Genomic DNA, 20,936 nt, shown 5'->3' with positions numbered 1-20,936 from the left:
GCAGCAGGCCCACGGCAAGCGCTGTCGACGCCGATCGCCTTCGCCTTTCCGCGTCCCCGCCCCCCCTTGCTCACGTCGCCTCACATCACCTCACGTCCGGCTGGCGGCGGGCACACCGTCGCCGCCGTCGTCATCAGCGCCCCACGGCGCCACTTTCGGCAGCAGCAACATGCCCGGCAAGGCGAGCGCCGTGCAGATCAGGAAGAAGGTCAGCCACCCCACGCCATCCACGATATAGCCCGTGCCCGCGTTTGCGAACGTGCGCGGGACCGACGCCAGACTCGTGAACAGGGCGAACTGCGTTGCCGTGTAGCGCGGGTCCGTGGTCCGGGCAATGTACGCGGTGAATGCCGCCGTGCCCAATCCTGCGGTGAACGCTTCGAACGCGATCACCACGCCCAGCCCCGCCACCACCGGCCCGGCTTCGGCGAGCCACGCGAAGCCCAGCACCGACACGAGTTGCAGCACACCGAACACCCAGAGTCCCCGGTTGATACCGAGCTTGATCAACCAGATCCCGCCGATAATGCCGCCGGCCACGCTTGCCCAGAGGCTGGTCGCTTTCGCCACCACACCGATCTGCGTCTTCGTGAACCCCAGATCCAGATAGAACGACGTGGCAAGCGACGTCGCCATCGAATCGCCCAGCTTGTACAGAAAGATGAACGCCAGCACCAGCAGGGCCTGCGACCAGCCGCCACGAGTCACGAACTCGTGAAACGGTTCAACCACCGCCTCGCGCAATGTCTTGGGCGGCGTGCCACGAATCTCCGGCTCCTTCACCACCAGTGTCATCACGATGCCGGGCAGCATGAACGCCGCCGTCGCGAAAAAGACCTGCGACCACGGCAGGTGATCCGCCATGATCAGCGCCAGCGAGCCCGGCACCAGACCGGCGACCTTGTAGGCGTTCACATGCATGGCCGTGCCCAGTCCCTGCTCGCGGTCGGACAGCAACTCACGTCGATAGGCGTCCAGACAAATATCGAGACTCGCACTGAAGAACGCCAGCGCCGCCGCCAACGCGGCGATCGTCATCAGATCGCGCTGCGGCGAATAGGTCCCCATGACCGCGACCGCACCCGCGACCAGCAATTGCGTGACGAACATCCAGCCGCGACGCCGTCCCGGCTTCCAGCCCAGCAAATTGGGTGCGAAGCGATCCATGAGCGGTGCCCACAGGAACTTCCATGTATAGGGAAACTGGATCAGCGCAAACAGGCCGATCGACTTGAGATCGACGTGCTCGCTGCGCAGCCATGCCTGCACGAGATTGAGCAGGATGAACAGCGGCAGACCGGAGGTGAAACCCAGAATCACGCAGATCAGCATCCGCGTGGGGTGAAAAACGCGCCCGTCGTCGGGCCGCAGCGAATCGATCATGGAAAAGACAGTTGGGGCCAGCCGCCGGCGGTGCACGGCGCCCTGCCCCTTTGTCTGCTCGTCACGGGGCCTGGCGCAGCGCTGCCCCGCGAGCTGCCGTCGGTTCAGGAACGCTTGACGCGATAGACCGCAAGACTACCACGCCAGTTCGCGCCCACCGACACGAGTCGTCCGTTGTGCAACACCGCGCGATCGAGAATCTTCACACCGACGTCGGGCGCCAGCGCCTCGAAATCCCGGATCGTGAGCACACGCACGTTCGGCGTGTTGTGCCACTGGAACGGCAAGCTCTTCGACACCGGCATACGGCCCTGCAACACGGAGAGCCGGTGCGGCCAGTAACCGAAGTTTGGGAAGGAGACGATGGCCTCGCGACCCACCCGCACCGTCTCGCGAAGAATATCCGCCGTGCGATGGATGGTCTGCAACGTTTGCGACAGGATGACGGTATCGAAGCTCTGGTCTTCGAACAGCTTCAGCCCGTCTTCCATGTTTTGCTGAATCACGTTGATGCCGCGCTGCGCGGACGCGAGCACGCCGGCGTCGTCGATCTCGATGCCGTAGCCGCTCACGTCGAGTTCGTCGGTGAGCAAACGCAGCAACGAGCCGTCGCTGCACCCGAGGTCGAGCACCTGCGACGACGGCTCGATCCATCGCGCGATGACACGAAAGTCGGGACGCTCCGCAAGCGAGGCCGAAATGCGATGGCGCGACGCCGCCAGTTGCGCGGCCTGTGCGCTGGTGGACGGGTTCGTGGATTGACTCATACCCCGACCTCCTGGGCGATACGTTCGTAGTAGGCGCGCACCAGATTGTGATAGCGCGAATCGGTGAGCAGGAACGCGTCGTGACCGTGCGGCGCGTCGATCTCGGCGTAGCTCACGGTGCGGCGCGTATCGAGCAATGCCTTGACGATCTCGCGCGAGCGCGACGGCGCAAAACGCCAGTCGGTCGTGAACGACACGATCAGATATTTGGCGGACGTGTGCGACAGCGCCTTCGCCAGATCGCCGCCCACGGTGCGCGCCGGGTCGAAGTAATCGAGCGCACGCGTGATCAGCAAATACGTATTGGCGTCGAAGTACTCGGCGAACTTGTCGCCCTGATAGCGCAGATAGGACTCGACTTCGAATTCGACGTCGAAGCTGAACCGGTAGCCATCGTCCTGGCCGTTTCCGTTTGCGCCGGCGTTGCCCCCGGCGCCCGCCTTCACGCCGTCGACCAGCGCTTCGGCGCGACGCAACGCCCGCCCGAACTTGGTCGCCATGTCCTCGTCGGACAGATACGTGATGTGGCCGATCATGCGCGCCACGCGCAGACCGCGACGCGGCACGACACCGTGCGCGTAATAGTCACCGCCATGAAAATCGGGATCGGAGAGGATGGCCGAGCGCGCCACTTCGTTGAAGGCAATGTTCTGCGCGGAGAGCTTCGGCGTGGAGGCGATCACCAGACAATGCCCCACGCGCTCGGGATACATGATGCTCCACGCGAGCGCCTGCATGCCGCCGAGGCTGCCGCCCATCACGGCGGCGAACTTGCGAATGCCGAAAGCGTCAGCCACGCGCGCCTGGGCGTTGACCCAGTCTTCGACCGTCACCACCGGGAAGCGCGCACCGTAAGGCGTGCCTGTGGCTTCGTCGAGACTCATCGGCCCGGTCGATCCGAAGCACGACCCGAGGTTGTTCACGCCAATGACGAAGAAGCGGTTGGTGTCGAGCGGCTTGCCCGGTCCGACCATGTTGTCCCACCAGCCGATGTCCTTAGGGTTGTCGGCGGCAATGCCCGCCACATGGTGCGACGCATTGAGCGCATGACACACCAGCACGGCGTTGCTCCGGTCAGCGTTCAGCTCGCCATAGGTCTCGACCATGAGGTCGTAACCGGCAAGGGTGCTGCCGTTTTGCAGTGCCAGCGGCTCAGCGAAATGCATCCGCTGCGGCGTGACGATTCCGATTGAAGATTCCATAAATCCCTGTCCGAAACATACCGGAGGCCAACGTCTTCATCGATTCGTAACGACAAATGACGAATCGACGGACGATGTCCAGAAGTGTTCTGTGCGGGAAAAGGGGTCGACGGAAAAACGGCGGGGTGCGCGAACGACCTCTTTAGCCGCATTTTTAGTGAATGTCCCAACCGAAGTGTCTCCGGCAGAGTCATTCGCGCGCCCGCAAGCGAGTCACCAAATCGGCGCGCCAATGATCGCGGCAAGACCGGTGAACCTGGCACCGGCCCCGTCGCGAGTTGCAAAAGTATAACGTAATCTGCGCACAGGGCGCAGACCACCACCTCAGCGCAGCAAGGCTGCGACTTGCGGCTCGGCGCCTTCGGCCGGCGAGCGCTTGAAGCCGCTCTTGGCAAAACGGTGCCAGCGGCCGAGCACGTAGGATACGAGCAGATTGGCGCGCGAATTGGCGTCGAACGTTTCGGGCAGCGTGCCCTGTGCGGCGGCCAGACGCAGTACTTGGCGCAGCGACGCCTCGATGCGGTCGAGCAGTTGGTTCATGCGCTCTTGCAGGCGTTCGTGTTCGCCGACCAGCGCTTCGCCCGTCAGCACACGCGTCATGCCGGGGTTCTTCTCGGCGAAGCCGAGCAGCATCAGCACGATAGCGCGCGCTTGCGACACGCCATCCTGATCCTGAGCGGAGATCTGGTTGATCAGACCGAAGATGGTCTGTTCGATGAATTCGATCAGGCCTTCGAACATCTGGGCCTTGCTCGCGAAGTGGCGATAGAGCGCCGCTTCCGAGACGTCGAGCCGCGCAGCAAGCGCGGCCGTGGTGATCTTTTCGCCTTTGGGCGTTTCAAGCATGGCAGCAAGGGTCTGCAACACTTGCACGCGGCGCTCGCCCGGCTTCGGGCGGGTGGTCTTCACCGGCGCTGGCGCGGCCTCCAGCGCATCGGCGGTGCCGTAACCGGCGCCGTTCGAAGAATTTTCCTGCTGCATCGTCTGGTCGTTATCAGTTGGGATTTGATTGTCGGGCTGCCCGGGCCACGCGTTTCGCGCCTTCCCCGGTCGCTAGGCTCGCCCGTAACTCGCGCAGAGATTGTACTTTGATATCCACGTAGTGTGGGCGGCCACTTCGCGGCATAACCTTGCCAAGACTGTTTCTGATCGGCAGATGCCCCGTGATCCAGACCGTCTTGATGCCGAAATGCCGCAGGTGCTTGAGGTGCGAGCGCGTGTCTTCGACGAGCCACGTGCGCGCCGGCGCCAACCCCTCACGCACGAGCAGACGGCGCAGCATCGTGGCATCGGGTTTGGCCCGCCATGCCCGGCGATCCGCCATGTCTTCGATACTCACGCATCGCTCGAAATGGCGACGAATGCCAAGCGCCTCCAAGATAGGCATGGCGTAATGGGCCGGTGCATTCGTGAGCAGGATCTTGCGCCCGGGCAACCCGGCGACCAGCCGGGCGATGCCGCGCTCGGCGCGCAGCACGTCGGCCAGCGGCGGCAATTCGTGCACCTGCGCAAGAAATTCGTGAGGATCGATGGCGTGGTGCCGGATCAGCCCGAGCAGCACCGCCCCATAGCGCTCCGTGTACGAAGCGCGCATCAGATTCGCCTCGTCGTGCGCCACCCCGAGCTTCTCGACGATATAGGCGGTCATCGCGCGGTTGATGCGCGGAAAGATCGCGTGAGACGCGCGATGCAGTGTGTTGTCCAGATCGAACAGCCAGACCGGACCGCGCGTGCCGTGCTCGCTACGGGCGCGGTGCACCCGGCGTCGCCGGCTCAGAACGTGAGAAGAAGACACGGAGATAGCGGATTCTTGCGAGGAGATACGAGAACATGACCGGCGTCGCCCGACGACACCCCGTCAAGCCGGGGGAAGCGACATGGTCACGGCAAGGCAAGATGCTATCGCGCGATGCCCGCTTTGACAAATCGGCCGGACCCGCCTCGCGGCCAGGTGCCTGCCAACACGGGTCCAACCCACGTCCAACGTCGGCCGCCGGCATTTCACATACATCCGCCCATACAAGCAGCGCATCTCCAGGCATTACGCGCCCCGCGTTTTCGCCCTCACGCGCAGCAGACCGACGCCGCCACCGAGCGCGGCCAATACCGTTGCCCCCACCATGGCCGCGCGCGCACCGTCGTCGCCGTACACATCGAACAGCAGCGCCACGACCGCCGCGCCGAGCGTCATGCCGACGGTACGGGAGATCGTCATCAGACCGCTGGCCGCACCGCTGCGCTCGCGCGGCGCGCCCATCATGATGATGCGATTGTTCGGCGTCTGGAAAAAGCCGAAGCCCACGCCGCATACCAGCATTCGCCACGCGATGCCCCAGTCGGTGGCCTGCATCGGCAACGCGGCCAGCAGCGCAAGTCCCACCGCGAACACCCCCAGTCCCAGCGCGCTCATGCGCGCGCTGTCGAAGCGATCCGACAACCGCCCCGCCAGCGGCGCAATGAACACGATCACGAGCGGCCACGGCGTAATCAGCAGGCCCGTCGCGGCTTCACTGCGTGCGAACGTATGCTGCAACAAGAACGGCATACCGACGTAAGCCAACGTCTGCGCCATGTAACACGCCACAGAAGTCAGCGACGACAACGCCAGCACCGGTACGCGCAAAAGATCCAGGGGCAACAACGGCGCCGGGCGATTGCGTTGATGGCGCACCAGCACGACCGCAACGATCAGTCCGAGCGCGATCTGCAACGCGGCTACGCCGTGGCGTCCCGGCTCGCCCACGTGCCCCAGTCCGATGATGATGAGCGCGAGCGTGACAGCGTTGAGCAACGCGCCGGGCACGTCGACGCGACGTGGCGCGCCCGGCGTATGAGGCAAAAACCGGGCGGACGCCAACAGCGCGACCATCCCGATCGGAAGATTGATGGCAAACAGCCAGCGCCAGTCGCCGAGCGACAGGATCACCGCGGCGACACTCGGCCCGGCCGCCGTCGACAGTGCGACGGTCAACGCAAGTAACGAGATGGCGCGCCCGCCCATCTGCGGTGGAAACACCATGCGCAGCAACGCCGGGACGATGGTCGACATGCATGCGCCGCACAGCCCCTGCGCGACCCGTGCGGCGACCAGCCACGACAACGTCGGCGCCATCGCACAGCCGAGCGAGGCCAGCGTGAACCCCGCAACGCCGAAGAGAAAGACGCGCCGGTAGCCAAGCTTCTCGCCCAGTGCGGCGAGCGGCAGCACGGCCATCGCGAAGATCAGTTGATAAGCATTGACGACCCACACCGTCGATGCCGGATCGGCCACGAGATCGCGCGCAATGGTCGGCAGCGCCACGTTGGCGATGGAGGCGTCGAGATTGCCGAGGAAAGTGCCCAGCAGAATGGACGGAACGGCGATGCGGCGTGCGCTCGCGCCAAGCCCTTCGGCAAGCGGTGCGCTGGGTGTCATCGATGGCTTCATGGGTCGAACGGCGCCGCGAAGCGCGCGGCAAACCAGATGGCGAATCTCTTGAAAAAATCACGGCCCGGGGAATCGCTTCTCACTAGCCTGTGCCTACGTCGGCATCATAGCCCGGGCCGGGCAGGAAAATCGTGCGCAATGGTGCAGCTCGGGGAATGTTCGGCTGCACACGGTGACGCCGCACGACGTCTGCCGGATCACTCGCGCATGATGCGCGGCACGCCACCACGACGCTCGCCGCACAACAGGGAGTGACGCAGCACCGCGTCACGTGTGAATCGCCCCCCCGGACGCCTCACACGTGCTCGCTACGCGGTGCCGCGTGCCTGATGAACCCGATCAGAACGTGTGCTGAATCCCCAGCATCGTGCCGAACTGGTTGCCACCGGTGACGACCGAACCGCCCGCGGCAATCGCCACTGCGCCGTTCTGGCTGTTCGCCACCCAGCCGGCCATGCCATACAGCGACGTACGCTTCGAGAGCGAATACGTGGCGCGGCCGATGAGCATCGTGGCATTGGCGCGGCTCTTCAACTGATAACGGATCGCCTGCGCGTCGAACGCCCAGGTGATCGTCGGCAGGTACGTGAAGCCCAGGAAGTAGATGTCCGAGCGCAGCGATGCGGCGTCGGCGCTCACGTTGCGGTGAATCCAGCCCCCGCCCACGCGACCCGTCGACCACTTGTAGTACGCGTTGATGACCGAGTGCGAATCGGTGTAGTTCGAGCTGGTGAGCGGCGCAGCGGCGCCGGTGTTGCCGCGCATCTGGTCGTACGACGCCGAGATACCGAAGTTCTCGTAGTCGTAGCCGAGCAAGCCGGTGAACTGCTTGCACGCCTGATAGTTGCCTGCGACGTTGCCCGCGCAGTTCGTGGCCGAGGGACCGCCTGCGGCCGACGCGTCGCGACCGAAGCTGTACGTCGCACCGACGGTCACGCCGGAGAACTTGCCCATGTACCCGATGGCGCTGTCGCTACGTGCGTTGGCAATGTACGGATCGATACTCGCGAGCGAGAAGATCGACGGTCCGATCACATCGGCGTTGCCCGTCACGTAGAACGTCATGTTGTTCTGGCGGCCGATGAGCAGCGTGCCCCACGAGCTCGACAGACCGACGTTGGCCTGACGGCCGAACAGACGCCCGCCGTAGTTAAGGCCACCGGTGCCCGGCTGGAAACCGTTTTCGAGCGTGAAGACGGCCTTGAGGCCACCGCCCAGATCCTCGACACCCTTGAAGCCGAAGCGCGACGGCACCTTACCGGTCAGGGTCGGTTCGCCGACGAAGCTGCCGCCATTGGCGGCGTTGTTGTAATAAGCGATGCCGGTATCGATGATCCCGTACACCTGCACGTTGCTTTGCGCGTGCGCCAGGCCTGCACCCAGCAGCAGGCCAGCGGCCAATGCGTATTTCACTTTCACTTCTGTCCCCTTGTTTTTGAATACACAGCTACTCCAAACCACAACCTCCAAGCCGCTGGCAACGCCATCAGCCCAGCCTTTTGGGACGGCACTGCGGCCGCCTCCGGTACTGCCTTCTTGCGCATGCCGGGTGATCGATGCCGCCTCCTGTGCTGCCTTTCGGCATCGATCCCCGTTGTTTTTCAGCGCGACGCGAGGTGCTGTTTTTGCCTCAGGCCTCGCGTAAGAAAGTGAATCGCGCTTCGCGGCGCGCGATACGCCATCCCTGCGCCGTGCGCACGAACGTGTCTTCGAATTCGCCCATGACCTGACGCCCCTGTGCCGGACGTCCGAACGGCCCCGGCGTGTCCTGCGCCGACCCGCTCCAGACCAGCACCGCGCTGCTGCCGATGGCGCTCGTAGCCGAGGTCACGTCGATCAGCACATTGCCCACGAGGTGCTGGGTCAGGCGATCCGCCGGACGATCCGCATACGCCGCCGCAATCGCCGCCTGACCGACGAGCGTTTCGCCATTCGGGCGCACCAGCACGCCGTTGTGCGCAAACAGCGCGGCAAGCCCTTGCGGATCGCGACGGTCGTTGCACAGCGCAAAGCGCATTACGAGGTCGTAACACGCCTGTCTGGCGCGCAAGACGTCGAGGCTCTGCGGGTCGATGGCATCGGCGCGTTGCACGGCCTGTGTGGCTTGTGCGGCTTGTGCGGCTTGTGTGTCTTGCATCGGTGCGCCTTCGTTTGGAATGTCCTGCGTCATGACAACGCCCCCTGCATCGATGGTGACTGCGGCGCGCGCGCCAGCCACGCACGCATGGCCTCGGCCACGGCTTCGGGGCGCTCCATCGGACTCATGTGGCCGCTATGCTCGATGACACTCAGCACGGCGCCGGGAATCAGTCCGGCCATGACTTCGTGTCGGGCGAGCGGACTCCATGTGTCCTGGCGACCGCAAAGCACGAGCGTCGGACACCGGATCTCCGGCAGTTGCGACGTTGCGTCGGGACGCCCCAGCAGCGCATGAATCTGCGCAGCGAACTGATCGGGATGACTGCGCTCGATCATGTCGAGAATCGCGTCGAAGAGGGGTGTGCCGATCCGGTCCGGATGCACCATCCCGGTCGCCCAGACTGCGCCCATCGTACGCATGCCCTCGTCGCGCGAACGCGCGAGCAATGCGGCGCGACCGCTGCGCTCCTTGTGCGCCGCTTCGCCTTCCGGCAGCGCCTGATACCCCGTGTCGAGCAATGCCAGATGGCTCACGCGATGCGGCGCGCGCCGCACCACTTCCAGCGCCACGCGCCCCCCCATCGAATGACCGGCGAGCGCAAAACGCGACTCGGGCGTCGTCGCCAGCACGTGCTCGGCCATCGCGCCGATGGTGTCGAGCGATCCCCAGGCGGGAACGCGGCAATCGAACTCGGGCAGCAGCGCTGCCGTGGCGGCCCACGCCACCTGATCGCAGAGCAGGCCGGGCAGCATGAGCAACGGGGAACGTTCGCGGCTCATGGTGTGTCTCCCTGCGCCCAGATGTGTTTCGGAATACAGACCTCGCCGTCGAACAGCCAGCGCGCCGTTCGCAACAGGCCCGCACCGGTGACTTCCGGCGCGCCCCCGGCATCGCGACCGAGCGCCAGGCGCACGGTGAATTCTCCCGTCGGGTGCTCGATGGAAAGCAGCGGTGCGTCGCCATGCGGCACCACCACCATCTCGTGGCAGACGGTGCCCGGCAACGCCGCCGCCGTCGCCACGCTGACCGCCGCGAGCACACCGATGGATGAATGACACCGATGCGGAATGAAGCAGCGCGTGGCGAGTGCGCCACCGGCCTGCGGCGGCGCGACGAGGCACATCTTCGGTACCGTGCGCGAGCGCACGTCGCCCAGATTCATGCGCGGACCGACAGCCAGACGAATCGCCTCGATGGTCTCGCGCATCGCCTGAAACTTGTCGTCCGATTCGAGTTGCTCCCACGTCTCCGTGCCGGTGCACCCGAGATCCGCCGCGCGCATGAGCACGAGCGGCATGCCGTTGTCGATGCACGTCACCGTGACGCCGTGCACGACATCCTGCCGTTGTCCGGTCGGAAACAGCGCACCGCACGACGCGCCTGCGGTGTCGCGAAACATCAGCGGAATCGGCGCCGCCGTGCCCGGCACACCGTCAATGGCCACATCGCCGTCATACTTCGCCGTGCCACCCGGCGTCTGCACGGTAGCGACCGCCACCTGCCCCGTATTGACCATGTGAATGCCGACCTCCGTCACATCGGCGGTCGCGGCCACGAGGCCTCGCTCGATGGCAAACGGGCCGACGCCCGCGAGGAGGTTGCCGCAGTTCTGGCCGTAGTCCACGCGTGCCTCGTCGACGACGACCTGCGCAAAGAGATAGTCGACGTCGGCGTCTGCCCGCGTGGCGCGCGAGACGATCGCGACCTTGCTCGTGAGCGGGTTCGCCCCGCCCATGCCGTCGATCTGACGCGCATCGGGCGAGCCCATCGCGGCGAGCAGCACGGCGTCGCGCGTGGCGGCGTCCGATGGCAGGTCCTCGGCGAGGAAGTACAGCCCCTTCGAGGTGCCCCCGCGCATGACGGCGGCGCGAATGCGCGTTTGGGAATGCGTCATGGCGCGCTCGTCACTTGCCTTGCAGTTCGTCGAGCGAATCGACATAACGCAGGCCCTTCTGCGCCAGACGCTCGCGCATCTTGTAGTAGTCGAGCCCAAGCGTGCCGCCCGCCAGCACGCCGCGCTTGTACGCTTCGTCGGCGGCGCGCGCCGCAGCCGCCTTGGCCACGACCTGCGCGACAGCAAACGGCACGACGACCACACCGTCGTCGTCGGCCACGATCACGTCGCCCGGGTTCACGATCTGGTTGGCGCACACGACCGGCACATTGACCGAACCGAGCGTTTCCTTGACGGTCCCCTGCGACGAAATGGCTTTGGACCACACCGGGAACTGCATCTCGGTGAGCGTGCCGATATCGCGGCAACCGGCGTCGATGACGAGCCCGGCGACGCCGCGCGCTTTCATCGACGTGGCGAGCAGATCGCCGAAATAGCCGTCCTCGCACGGCGAGGTCACGGCGACCACCACAACATCGCCAGGCTGCGCCTGCTCGACCGCCACGTGCAGCATCCAGTTATCGGAGGGCGGCGCGAGCACCGTCACCGCGCTGCCCGCCACCGTGGCGCCTGCATAGATCGGACGCAGATAGGTCGCCATCAGGCCGAGTCGGCTTTGCGCTTCGTGCACCGTGGCACTGCCGGCGCTGCGCAGAATGTCGAGCGTGGCGGCATCGACCCGCGGAATTTGACGAACGACGACGCCGCGAATCATGACAGTTGCTCCGTGACCACGGGCGTGAGGCGCATCAGCCCTTCCGCATACTTGATGTCGCGCGAGGCCGTGATGCCGATGTTGCGCTTGGCCTGCACACCGCGTTGCAGCGCCACGCGCGTGTAGTAATCCCAGAGATGTTCCTGACCGGCCATGCATTCGATGGCGGCGCGCTTCTTCTCCCACACCGGCGTGATGTCCACGAACGTGTTGGGAATCCATTCGCACTGCTCCGTCTGGTGCGGCTCGAACGCCAGCACCGCCGGTGCGCCGATGATCTTCTCGCCCGGCTTGTGGCCTTCGGCCTGCGCGATCACACGTGCCTCCTGCGTGACGTGCATCGCCAGCGGGTGATCGAAGTTGTACGGGTCCTTCTCCGAATGGCTCAGCACGAACGACGGCTGCAATTCGCGATAGATGTCCACAAGCTTGAAGAGCGTCTCGTCCGACACACGCATCGGGTAATCGCCGATGTCGAGAAACTCGATTTCCGCACCGAGAATGTCGGCTGCGCGCTGAGCCTCTTCACGGCGTGCCGTCTTGACCTTCGCCTCCGTCATCTCCGCGCCCTTGCGCCAGAGCTTGGCCGACTCGCCGCGCTCGCCGAACGACAGGCAGACGACCTTCATGCGGTAGCCCTGCGCCACGTGCGTGGCGATCGTGCCCGCCGCACGCCAGACGAAATCTGCCGAATGGGCGCTGACCACGAGACCCGAGGGCCCCGTGTTGTTGCTGTTCTGTGTTGTGCTCATGTGGTTGACTCTGATACGTGTTGCACTAGGTGCGCGATGCCGTCCGGGCGCTCAGGCACTTTCCAGGCCGACGAGCGTGCCGAGCAATTCCGGCGACGCCGCCAGATCGGCGCTGCGCCCCGCCCAGACCTGACGGCCCCGGTCGAGCACCAGCGCACGGTCGGTGAGCTCCAGCCCCAATTCCGCGTGTTGCTCCACGAGCACCACGCCCATGCCGCCGTCGGCACGCAGCTTCCAGAAGGCGTCGACCAGTTGATCGACGATCACGGGCGCAAGCCCTTCGAATGGCTCGTCGAACAGAATCACGCGCGGATTGCCGATCAGCGCGCGACCGATGGCGAGCATCTGCTGCTCGCCGCCCGAGAGCTGATTGCCAAGATTGCGACGGCGCTCCTTGAGTCGCGGAAACAGGTCGTACACCCGTTCGAGTGTCCAGACCTTGCCGTCGGCGCTCGCGTTAGCCATCTCGGCCATTGCGGAGACTTGCAGGTTTTCCTCGACGGAGAGCGACTTGAAGATCTCGCGCTCCTGCGGCACCAGCGCCAGACCGGCGCGCGCACGGCGAAAGGCGGGCCATGCGGTGATGTCGTCGTCGCGATAGCGCAGCACGCCGCCGTGTCGTGTGGTGAGTCCCAGCAGGCTCAGCAGCAACGTGCTCTTACCCACGCCGTTACGGCCCAGAATGGCAACGGCTTCGCCGGCGCCGACGCGCAGGCTCAGATCTTCGAGCACGATGGTCTCGCCATACCCGGCACTGAGCCCGCCGGCTTCGAGCAGAATGTCAGTCATGATGGCGACGCCCCAGATAGATATCGCGCACGCGCGGATCGCTGCGCACTTCGTCCTTCTCGCCTTCCATGAGCACCGCGCCCTCGACCAGCACCGTGATGCGGCGCGCGAAGCGGAAGACCAGATCCATGTCGTGTTCGATAACCATCACCGCCACGTCTTCCGGCAGACGCTCCAGCAGTTCGAACAACTTGCGCCCCTGTCCCGACGGCACACCCGCCACGGGCTCGTCGAGCAGCAGCACCTTCGGGTCGAGCGCGAGGCCCAGCGCGATTTCCACCTGACGACGCTGGCCGTAGGCGAGTTCGTTGATGCGTCGGCCGGCGAGTTCGATCATGCCGAGTTCGCGCAGGCGTTCGGCCGCTTCCTCCACGACGGCGGGACGACTCGCCAGCGGCTTGCCGATGCGCCCGTCGAGGCCACGACGCGAGGTAATGGCGAGCGCCACGTTCTCCGCGACGGTGAGCGTGTCGAACAGCGTGTTCAGTTGGAACGTGCGCGCCAGCCCAAGCTTGACGCGCTTGTGCGATGACATCGAGGTGACATCCGTGCCACCGACACGCACCACGCCGGCATTCGGCTTAAGCACGCCCGTGAGCAGGTTCATCAACGTGCTCTTGCCCGCGCCATTCGGCCCGATGAGTGCATGACGCGCACCGACCGGCAGCGAGAGACTGACGTTGCGGGTCACGTCCAACTGGCCGAAGCGCTTGGACAGTCCCTGAATTTCGAGTGCAGCGCTCACGGCGTCACCTCCTTGTCCGTGGTCGTTGCCTGAGGGTTGGCGGCTTCGGTCGGCGCGACCGCCGGGGCCGGGCGACGCACGCGCGCCGTGAGGCGATCCACCAGGCCGATCAGGCCGTCCGGGGCGAAGCGCACCACGACGATCAGCAACACGCCAAGCGCGGCAAGCCAGTTCGTCGGATCGATCGCCGCGATCCGGTCGGAGAGCACCATGAAGACGACGGCGCCGAGCACCGCGCCATACAGGCGTCCCGTACCACCGAGCGCGAGCATCACCAGCACGTTGGCGGAGAGCGTGAACGACAGCGTATCGAGCGCAACGATGTTGTTGACCTGCGCCGAGAGCGCACCCGCGACGCCCGCCACCGCCGCCGCAATCGTGTACAGCATCAGCCGGCGCAGGCCGACCCGAACGCCGAGCAACGACATGCGCATGGCGTTCTCGCGAATGCCCTGCACCGTCAGCCCGAACGGCGAGTTCACGAGGTACTGCGTGAACAGATAGACGACGAGCAGCACGGCGAGCGCATACAGATAGGCGGTATGGCCGTAGATGTCGAATTCGAACATGCCGAGCACGGGCGCAATGGTGTAGCCCGTCAGACCGTCGTCGCCCATCGTGATGGACTTGGCGATGTTGCCCGCTTCATAAAGCAGCGTGGCGCATGTGAGCGTGAGCATGATCTGCGTGAGGCCGTTCACGCGCAGCACGACCACGCCGGTGATCAGTCCCACGAGACCCGCGACCACCGCACCGACCGCGAGACCCAGCAGGGGATTCGGCGAGACATGCAGCGCGAACAGTCCGGCGGCATATGCCCCGCTGCCGAAGAACGCGGCATGCCCCAGCGTCTCGATACCGCAGTAGCCCTGCACGAGATCGAGCGAGAGCGCGAAGACGATCATGATCAGCACGCTCGTGGCGAGCGCCAGATACAGATCCGCGAAGAAGTACGTGGCAATGGCAGCCAGAAGCAGCAGCGCGTCGAGCATGCCGAGGCGCTTGCGACGCAGCGCCGGTGCGACTTGTTTCATACCGTTGATCGACGGCGAAGGATTCGTTCGGGACATCGTCATCCTCCGCTCAGGCACGACCGACCAGCCCTTGCGGGCGGATCAGCAGAATGGCCAGCACGGCCAGATAGATCATGAAGGCGCCGAGCGCCGGCACGTAGTAGCGGCCCAGCGTGTCGATCAGCCCAAGCAGCAAACCGGCATACAACGAGCCGCGCAAGCTGCCCAGCCCACCGGCGGCCACCACGATCAGCACCAGCACCAGATACTTCAGGCCGTAGTAGGGCTCCAGCGGCAGGATCTGGCTCGACAGCGCGCCGCCCAGTCCGGACAGCCCGCAGCCGATGGCGAACGTGATCGAGAACACGACCGGCACATTGATGCCGACGCAACGCGCCATGCGCGGATTGTCGACGGCGGCGCGCAGCTTCGCACCGAACGACGTACGTTCGAGGCCCAGCCAGATACCGAAGGCGACGACCGCACTGCACACCAGCGCGAAGATGCGGTACACGGAAACGGAGAACGCACCGAAATCCCAGGTGCCGCGCAGTCCCTGCGGCACCGGAATCGTCTGCAATTCGGTACCGGCGAGATGCTTGGCAATCGCGCAGATGATGAACGCGAGGCCGATCGTCATGAGCAACTGCCCCAGACCGTTGGCTGTGTAGACCCAGCGGTACAGCGTGCGCTCAAGCACCGCGCCGAGCAGCATGGTGCCGATCACGCCCACGAGCAGGGCGACGAAGAAGTCGAGCCCGGCGCGCTGCATGGCCCACAAGGTGAAATAACCGCCGATCATGGCGAAGGCGGAGTGCGCGAGATTGACCACGCGCATGACGCCCAGCGTGACCGTGAGGCCCACGGAGATGAGGAACAGCAACATCCCGTAGGCCACACCGTCGATCGACAACGACAGGAAAGTGGCAAGCGATTGCGTCATGACGAAGTACCGGAACCTAACGATCAGAGCGAACTTTGGGGGGTGTTGTCGCCTGCGTTACTTCGCGGCCACTTGCGGGTGGCCGATGTGCCACGGCTCCACCACGGACTTGTACGTGTCGATCGGCTTGTTGCCAAGCTTGCCGTCGATGTTTTCCACGCGACGGATGTACACGTTCTGCACGATTTCACGCGTCTTGGGATCGATCGACACCGGACCGCGTGCGCTCACCCACGAGTACCCCTTCACGGCGGCGATGGCCTTCTCGGCGTCCTTCTTGCCCTTGGTCGCCTTGATCATCTGCGCGATGAGCGTCATCGAGTCGTAGGCCGACACCGACGCGATCGACGGCAGCGCGCCCGGTCCGTACTTGGCCTTGTAGGCTTTCACGAACGCGGTGTTCTCCGGCGTCGTGAGGAACGGCGAGTAGTGCAGTGCGGTGATGGTGCCCAGTGCGCTGTCGCCAATGGCGGGCAGGTCCGACTCCATCGTCTCGGTCGTGGCGAAGAGCTGAATGCCGGCCTTGTCGAGCTCGCGTTCCTTGAAGGCCTTCACGAAGCCAGCCGACATCGGGCCGACCGGCATGAACATGAAGACGGCGTCCGGCTTGGCGTCGCGCACACGTTGCAGGTAGCTGGAGAAGTCCGTGGTGCCCAGCGGGACCTTCACTTCGACCGCGACCTTGCCGCCGGCCTTCTTGAACGTTTCGCTGTACGCGTCGATGGCGTCGTAGCCGGTGGCGAAATCGGCGACCACGATGGCGGCGTTCTTCACGCCCTTCTTCGCGGCGTACTCGACGAGCGGCACGCTCACGGTCCATTGCGTAAAGCCGGTGCGCACGAAGTACGGCGACTTCAGCGTCACGCTGGACGTGCCCGAGTTACCGATCACGAGCGGCGTCTTGGTCTGGTTCACGACGTCGGCCATCGCCAGCACGTTCGGCGTGAACGAGCCGCCGAACAGGTACTGCACCTGATCGCGCACCACCAGTTCCTGCGCGAGCTGACGCGTGCGCTGCGGGTTCACGCCGCCTTCGTCGCGCTCCAGGATGACGAGCGTGTCGTCGCCGACCTTGTTCTTGTTCTGTTCGAGCCACAGGTTGATACCGCGGCGGTATTCCGTGCCCCACCACGACGCCGAGCCCGAGAACAGACCCAGCACGCCGATCTTGATTTCCTCGGCGCGGGCAGCCGAAACGGCAGTGAATTGGCAAACGCTCGCGAGTGCAACTGCGAGCCAGAGATGGCGCTTCATCATGGTGTCGTCTCCTCGTCGGTGTCGTTGCACCGAGCCGTTTTCTGATGAGGTCGCGCCGGGGGTTGGCGCGCCTTTTCTATGTGTCCGGAACAGCTTAGGCAGACGAAATGTGAACGTCGAACGACCTTCTCGCGTCGAGCGTTGCGTTTTTCGTATATCCCCGAGATTTCCCCTACGGTTCGCAGTGGATTTTTCGAAGGGAATTTCGCGCTGCGGGACGCCTTGCGTTCCGTGGGTGGAACGCCCGCCGGACAAGGCGCGGCAGGCGGTCGTCAGTGAGCGTGCCGTACTGCGAGAACCGGGTACGGCCGAAGAAGGCGAGACATGCAACTCATGGCGAATCCGGCGATTTTCGCCGCGCTCGCCGTGCGTATCGCGAACATGATTCGCGTTTTATGTCGGATGCTGCATCGTCGGCGCAAGCGCGCGCAATTCGTCGAGCAATTGCTCGGCGGCGGGCGAGAGCAAACCGTCGCGCCGTGTCGCCACCCCGATCGAGCGGCGCGCATGTTGCAGCGTCACCGGCACGACAGCCAGCTCCCCCGTGCGCAGCTCGGACGTGATCTGCACCGGCGAGAGCAGCGCGAGTCGGTCGCTCGACGACAACAACCCGCGCACCACCGGTGAACTGCTCGCATGCACCTGCGTCTGCGACAACGCCAGGCCTTCGGCATGAAACACGCGCTCGAACACGCCGCGCGCCGGCGTGCAGGGCAACGGACTCACCCAGCCGTAGGCGGCAAGCTCCGTGAGTGTCGGCGCCCTGCCCGATGTCAGGCACGGGTGGTCCGCTCGCGCGACGACCGACAGGTGGTCTTCGAAAAGCGCCTCCTGCCGGATGTCCGGCGGCACGTCGTTCGCACGCAGCGCACCGACGATCATGTCGACGTCCGCCTGACGCAACTGCCGAACGAGCGCTTCATACGTGCCGTCGACCACGGTGACCGTGAGATACGGCGACTTGTGCAGCAGGCTGTCGATGGCCTTGGGCAACAGGAAACCGCTCGAGAGCGGCAGCGCAGCGACGATGACCGTCCCTTGCTGACGGCCACCGAACGGGGCGAGCTCATCTTCGGCAATCGCCAGTTCGGCCAGTGCGCGCTTGACGGGACCCAGCAGCGCCAGCGCCTCGTCGGTCAGACGTGTGCCACGCGGCGTGCGCCGGAACAGCTTGATGCCGATGAGGTCTTCGAGCTGATCGAGATTGCGCTGAATCGTCGGCTGCGAACACTGAAGACGACTCGCGGCGAGCGGCCCGCTGCCCAGTTCCGCCACGGCAATGAAACTGGTGAGCTGCTGCGGCGCGACCACGGCAGCGAACCGGCTCGCGGCGCGCGCCCCGCCGTCGGCCTGCGAGGCCGTCGCCGCGAACGCTTCGCGATAACCGTTCGCCAGTTCCGCGAGCGCGCGCGTGGCGCGCACGCCGAGGCGCTGCCCCGCAGCATTCGGGATCAGCCCACGCGCGCTGCGATGGAACAGCGGAAAACCCAGTTCGGCTTCGATATCGGAGATCGAACGCGCGACGGCCGACTGCGACAGATGCAGCATGCGCGCCGCACGCGCGACCGAGTCGCATTCGAGTACCGCCACCATCGCGCGAAGGCCGCGCAACTTGCGCACCAGCAGCGTGGCGTCGTTGCTTTGCGGCGCGCGACTCCACGTGCCGCGCTCGTGGCAGGCGAGCCGGGGCGCGGCCGGTGCGTTGGTGAGACTGACGGCAGTGTCGATCGCCATGTCAGCGCATGGTCGGTACGCGGCGCGTGGCCATGAACTCGTCGAGCGTCTCGCCGCGCATGAGCGCATAGACTTCCAGGTTGGTCCTGCGCACCACGCGGGCGAACTTCTCCAGCACGAAGAAATTCACGCCGTGGCGCACGAGGCCCAGCCAGTCCTGCGCCTGCACCAGCGCTTGCTCTTCGGACGTGAGACCGGCAGCGGTCATCGCCGCGACGGGATCGCTCAGATACGTCTCGCGATTTTCCGCGCGGATCATGTGCCAGAAGAAGCGGTTGAGCTTGAGGGTGCGATTGCTCACGCGCAGGTCGAACGCGTAGGTGCCGGTAATCGCTTCGATGCCTTCGAGTTGCGGATTCATGCTGCGTCCTCCTCGTAAAGTGCCACGGTCATGGCGGTGGTCGTCGCGAGGTAGTAGTTCAGGTGCAGACGCTTGATGCGCGGGCCCATTGCGCCGCGCATCGACAGCCACATGATTTGTTCGACGCTCTCGGCGCCGCCGCGCGCCACGTAGTCGACATGCTTGAGTTCCGTGAGCTTTTCCGGCTGATGCTCCAGCAAATCGAGGAATTCGCGGTCCCACGCTTCGTCGTTGTACCCGGTGCGCTCGCCGTGGATCTGATGCGAGAGGCCGCCCGTGCCGACGACCACCACACGCAAATCTTCCGGATACGACTCGATGGCGCGACGCACGGCCTGACCGAGGCGATAGCAGCGACGCCCGGTGGGCAGCGGATATTGCAGCACGTTGATGGCGATCGGCACGACCGTGCCGGGCCAGTCCGGCTTGTGCGGCCAGAGCAGCGGCAGCGGCGACGCGCAGCCGTGATCGATGGGTTTGTCCTGGAAGACGGTGATGTCGAACTCGTCGTTCACCAGCGACTCGGCGATATGCGCCTGCAAGGCAACGTCACCGCGAATCGGCGGCAGCGGACGCAACCCGGCGCCCTCGTCGGCAATCGGGAACGACTCGCCCACGCCCAGCGCGAACGTCGGGTACATGTCGAAGAAGAAGGTGGTGGCGTGGTCGTTGTAGAAGAACACGAGCACGTCGGCCTGCTTCTCGGCCAGCCACTTCGCCACGGGCTCGTAGCCCTGAAACAGCGGCGCCCACGCGGGATCCTGTTGCTTGCCCTTGTCGTACGCCACACCGATGGTCGGCACGTGCGACGTGCCGATCCCCCCAATGATCTTTGCCACGCTGAAAGTCTCCGTCTTTTGTTTTGTCATGCCCGGGCAGCAGAATGAAACTGCCCGCATTTATGCAGGGCCGAGTCTATCCGGGATCCCATATGTCCATAAACAAGGGTATTTACCGATGCGTTTACGAATTACGGGATCCCATAATGAAAAAAAGCCGATGCCATCAAGCCCAGCTTGGGGGCAGGCACGAAAGGAAATGAAAGGAGACGCATGCTGCATCCCACCCCGACCACGGTTCAACTGCGCGAAATGATCCTCAAGGGCGAACTCGCGCCCGGCGAGCGGCTGGCCGAAGCCAAGCTGGCGGAGCAACTGGGCGTGTCGCGCATGCCGGTGCGCCAGGCGCTGCCGGTGCTTGCGGAAGAAGGGCTGGTGGTGCGCGCGGGACAGCGCGGCTACGCCGTGCGGGCGCACACGCGTGAGGAGAGTGTCGAAGCGTTGCATCTGCGCGGCACGCTCGAAGGCTATGCCGCGCGGCTGCTCGCCGAGAAGGGGGCCAGCGCCGAACTGCTCGGGCAACTGCGCGAGTTGCTGGCCGAGGGCGATGCGCTGCTCGCCGATCACACCATGACGCCCGAAGTGCAGATCGGCTATGCGTCGCTCAACGCCCGCTTTCACGACCTGCTCATCAGCGGCGCGCGCAATCCGCTGCTCGAAGGCTTCATCGCGCGCTGCAACCTGGTGCCGTTCGTCGCACCGCGCACGGTCGCTTTCGGTCATGAGGACCGACGCCAGTACGCAGACATCATCGCTTACGCGCATCGCCAGCATCACGCGATCGTCGAGGCCATTGCGGCACGCCAGCCCGACCGTGCGGAATTCATGTGCCGCGAACACATCGTCACGCAGGAGCACAGCATGGGCGCGCAGTTACTCTGACGCGCACCCGCCATTCACGTAGTCACCGATTCCACGCATTCCACGCTTTCATTGCAACAAGAGCGCGCCGCACTCCGCGTCGAGGCGCGCCAA

21 protein-coding genes are annotated in these 20,936 nt (G+C 65.1%); 1 reads left to right on the top strand and 20 read right to left on the bottom strand.

Annotation, left to right across the window (positions count from 1 at the left end; translation table 11 throughout):
• Positions 1-90: 90 nt before the first annotated feature.
• The 20 genes from PCA31118_RS07065 to PCA31118_RS06970 form a co-directional block, all read right to left on the bottom strand.
• Entirely contained in the window at positions 91-1,383 is a 1,293-nt protein-coding gene (locus PCA31118_RS07065; RefSeq protein WP_150624329.1) for an AmpG family muropeptide MFS transporter, read from the bottom strand.
• 104 nt (positions 1,384-1,487) lie between these two features.
• Positions 1,488-2,150: a methionine biosynthesis protein MetW gene (metW, locus tag PCA31118_RS07060; RefSeq protein WP_246190119.1), complete on the bottom strand. Its 663-nt coding sequence runs from the start codon at positions 2,148-2,150 to the stop codon at positions 1,488-1,490.
• Positions 2,147-3,352 (bottom strand): homoserine O-acetyltransferase MetX, encoded by a 1,206-nt coding sequence (gene metX / locus PCA31118_RS07055; protein ID WP_150624327.1) that lies wholly within the window; start codon positions 3,350-3,352, stop codon positions 2,147-2,149. Before metX ends, metW begins: the two co-directional genes overlap by 4 nt.
• A 324-nt stretch (positions 3,353-3,676) precedes the next feature.
• Positions 3,677-4,333 carry a nucleoid occlusion factor SlmA gene (gene slmA, locus PCA31118_RS07050; protein WP_063389806.1) on the bottom strand — a complete coding sequence of 219 codons (657 nt, stop codon included), beginning with the start codon at positions 4,331-4,333 and terminating at the stop codon, positions 3,677-3,679.
• Positions 4,334-4,346: 13 nt separating this feature from the next.
• On the bottom strand, positions 4,347-5,147 hold the full coding sequence (locus PCA31118_RS07045; RefSeq protein WP_150624325.1) for an HAD-IA family hydrolase: 801 nt from the start codon (positions 5,145-5,147) through the stop codon (positions 4,347-4,349).
• Between the two features lie 246 nt (positions 5,148-5,393).
• Positions 5,394-6,779, bottom strand: coding sequence for an MFS transporter (locus PCA31118_RS07040; protein WP_246190117.1), 1,386 nt, complete (start codon positions 6,777-6,779; stop codon positions 5,394-5,396).
• A gap of 339 nt (positions 6,780-7,118) precedes the next feature.
• Positions 7,119-8,192: a porin gene (locus PCA31118_RS07035; protein WP_418303958.1), complete on the bottom strand. Its 1,074-nt coding sequence runs from the start codon at positions 8,190-8,192 to the stop codon at positions 7,119-7,121.
• A 217-nt stretch (positions 8,193-8,409) separates the two neighbouring features.
• Complete coding sequence (locus PCA31118_RS07030; RefSeq protein WP_246190116.1) at positions 8,410-8,949, bottom strand: nuclear transport factor 2 family protein; 540 nt, start codon at positions 8,947-8,949, stop codon at positions 8,410-8,412.
• Positions 8,946-9,698, bottom strand: a complete 753-nt coding sequence (locus PCA31118_RS07025) for an alpha/beta fold hydrolase (protein ID WP_150624321.1) — start codon at positions 9,696-9,698, stop codon at positions 8,946-8,948. The genes PCA31118_RS07030 and PCA31118_RS07025 overlap by 4 nt, the downstream gene beginning before the upstream one ends.
• Positions 9,695-10,813, bottom strand: a complete 1,119-nt coding sequence (locus PCA31118_RS07020) for a 4-oxalomesaconate tautomerase (protein WP_150624319.1) — start codon at positions 10,811-10,813, stop codon at positions 9,695-9,697. Before PCA31118_RS07020 ends, PCA31118_RS07025 begins: the two co-directional genes overlap by 4 nt.
• A 10-nt stretch (positions 10,814-10,823) precedes the next feature.
• Entirely contained in the window at positions 10,824-11,528 is a 705-nt protein-coding gene (locus PCA31118_RS07015) for a 4-carboxy-4-hydroxy-2-oxoadipate aldolase/oxaloacetate decarboxylase (RefSeq protein WP_174990372.1), read from the bottom strand.
• Positions 11,525-12,280: a PIG-L deacetylase family protein gene (locus PCA31118_RS07010; RefSeq protein ID WP_150624317.1), complete on the bottom strand. Its 756-nt coding sequence runs from the start codon at positions 12,278-12,280 to the stop codon at positions 11,525-11,527. Before PCA31118_RS07010 ends, PCA31118_RS07015 begins: the two co-directional genes overlap by 4 nt.
• Positions 12,281-12,331: 51 nt before the next feature.
• Entirely contained in the window at positions 12,332-13,069 is a 738-nt protein-coding gene (locus PCA31118_RS07005; RefSeq protein ID WP_044453383.1) for an ABC transporter ATP-binding protein, read from the bottom strand.
• A complete protein-coding gene (locus tag PCA31118_RS07000; protein ID WP_150624315.1) occupies positions 13,062-13,814 on the bottom strand; it encodes an ABC transporter ATP-binding protein in 753 nt (250 codons plus the stop codon). Before PCA31118_RS07000 ends, PCA31118_RS07005 begins: the two co-directional genes overlap by 8 nt.
• The gene (locus tag PCA31118_RS06995; RefSeq protein ID WP_150624313.1) at positions 13,811-14,884 is read right to left on the bottom strand and encodes a branched-chain amino acid ABC transporter permease; all 1,074 of its coding nucleotides are present in this window, start codon (positions 14,882-14,884) and stop codon (positions 13,811-13,813) included. Before PCA31118_RS06995 ends, PCA31118_RS07000 begins: the two co-directional genes overlap by 4 nt.
• Before the next feature lie 13 nt (positions 14,885-14,897).
• Positions 14,898-15,770: a branched-chain amino acid ABC transporter permease gene (locus PCA31118_RS06990; protein WP_044453377.1), complete on the bottom strand. Its 873-nt coding sequence runs from the start codon at positions 15,768-15,770 to the stop codon at positions 14,898-14,900.
• A 57-nt stretch (positions 15,771-15,827) separates the two neighbouring features.
• A complete protein-coding gene (locus PCA31118_RS06985) occupies positions 15,828-17,027 on the bottom strand; it encodes an ABC transporter substrate-binding protein (protein ID WP_150624311.1) in 1,200 nt (399 codons plus the stop codon).
• Between the two features lie 393 nt (positions 17,028-17,420).
• Positions 17,421-18,761 carry a LysR family transcriptional regulator gene (locus tag PCA31118_RS06980; protein ID WP_150624309.1) on the bottom strand — a complete coding sequence of 447 codons (1,341 nt, stop codon included), beginning with the start codon at positions 18,759-18,761 and terminating at the stop codon, positions 17,421-17,423.
• A 1-nt stretch (position 18,762) separates the two neighbouring features.
• Positions 18,763-19,122, bottom strand: a complete 360-nt coding sequence (locus PCA31118_RS06975) for a protocatechuate 3,4-dioxygenase (protein ID WP_150624307.1) — start codon at positions 19,120-19,122, stop codon at positions 18,763-18,765.
• Positions 19,119-19,961: a gallate dioxygenase gene (locus PCA31118_RS06970; protein WP_044453373.1), complete on the bottom strand. Its 843-nt coding sequence runs from the start codon at positions 19,959-19,961 to the stop codon at positions 19,119-19,121. The genes PCA31118_RS06975 and PCA31118_RS06970 overlap by 4 nt, the downstream gene beginning before the upstream one ends.
• Positions 19,962-20,174: 213 nt before the next feature.
• Between PCA31118_RS06970 and PCA31118_RS06965 the strand changes: the two genes are divergently transcribed.
• Positions 20,175-20,843: a GntR family transcriptional regulator gene (locus PCA31118_RS06965; RefSeq protein WP_150624305.1), complete on the top strand. Its 669-nt coding sequence runs from the start codon at positions 20,175-20,177 to the stop codon at positions 20,841-20,843.
• The last annotated feature ends 93 nt before the right edge of the window (positions 20,844-20,936 follow it).

It is taken from the genome of Pandoraea captiosa (assembly GCF_902459775.1).
GTDB classification, from domain to species: Bacteria; Pseudomonadota; Gammaproteobacteria; order Burkholderiales; family Burkholderiaceae; genus Pandoraea; species Pandoraea captiosa.
This window is presented reverse-complemented; position numbering and strand designations above follow the sequence as displayed.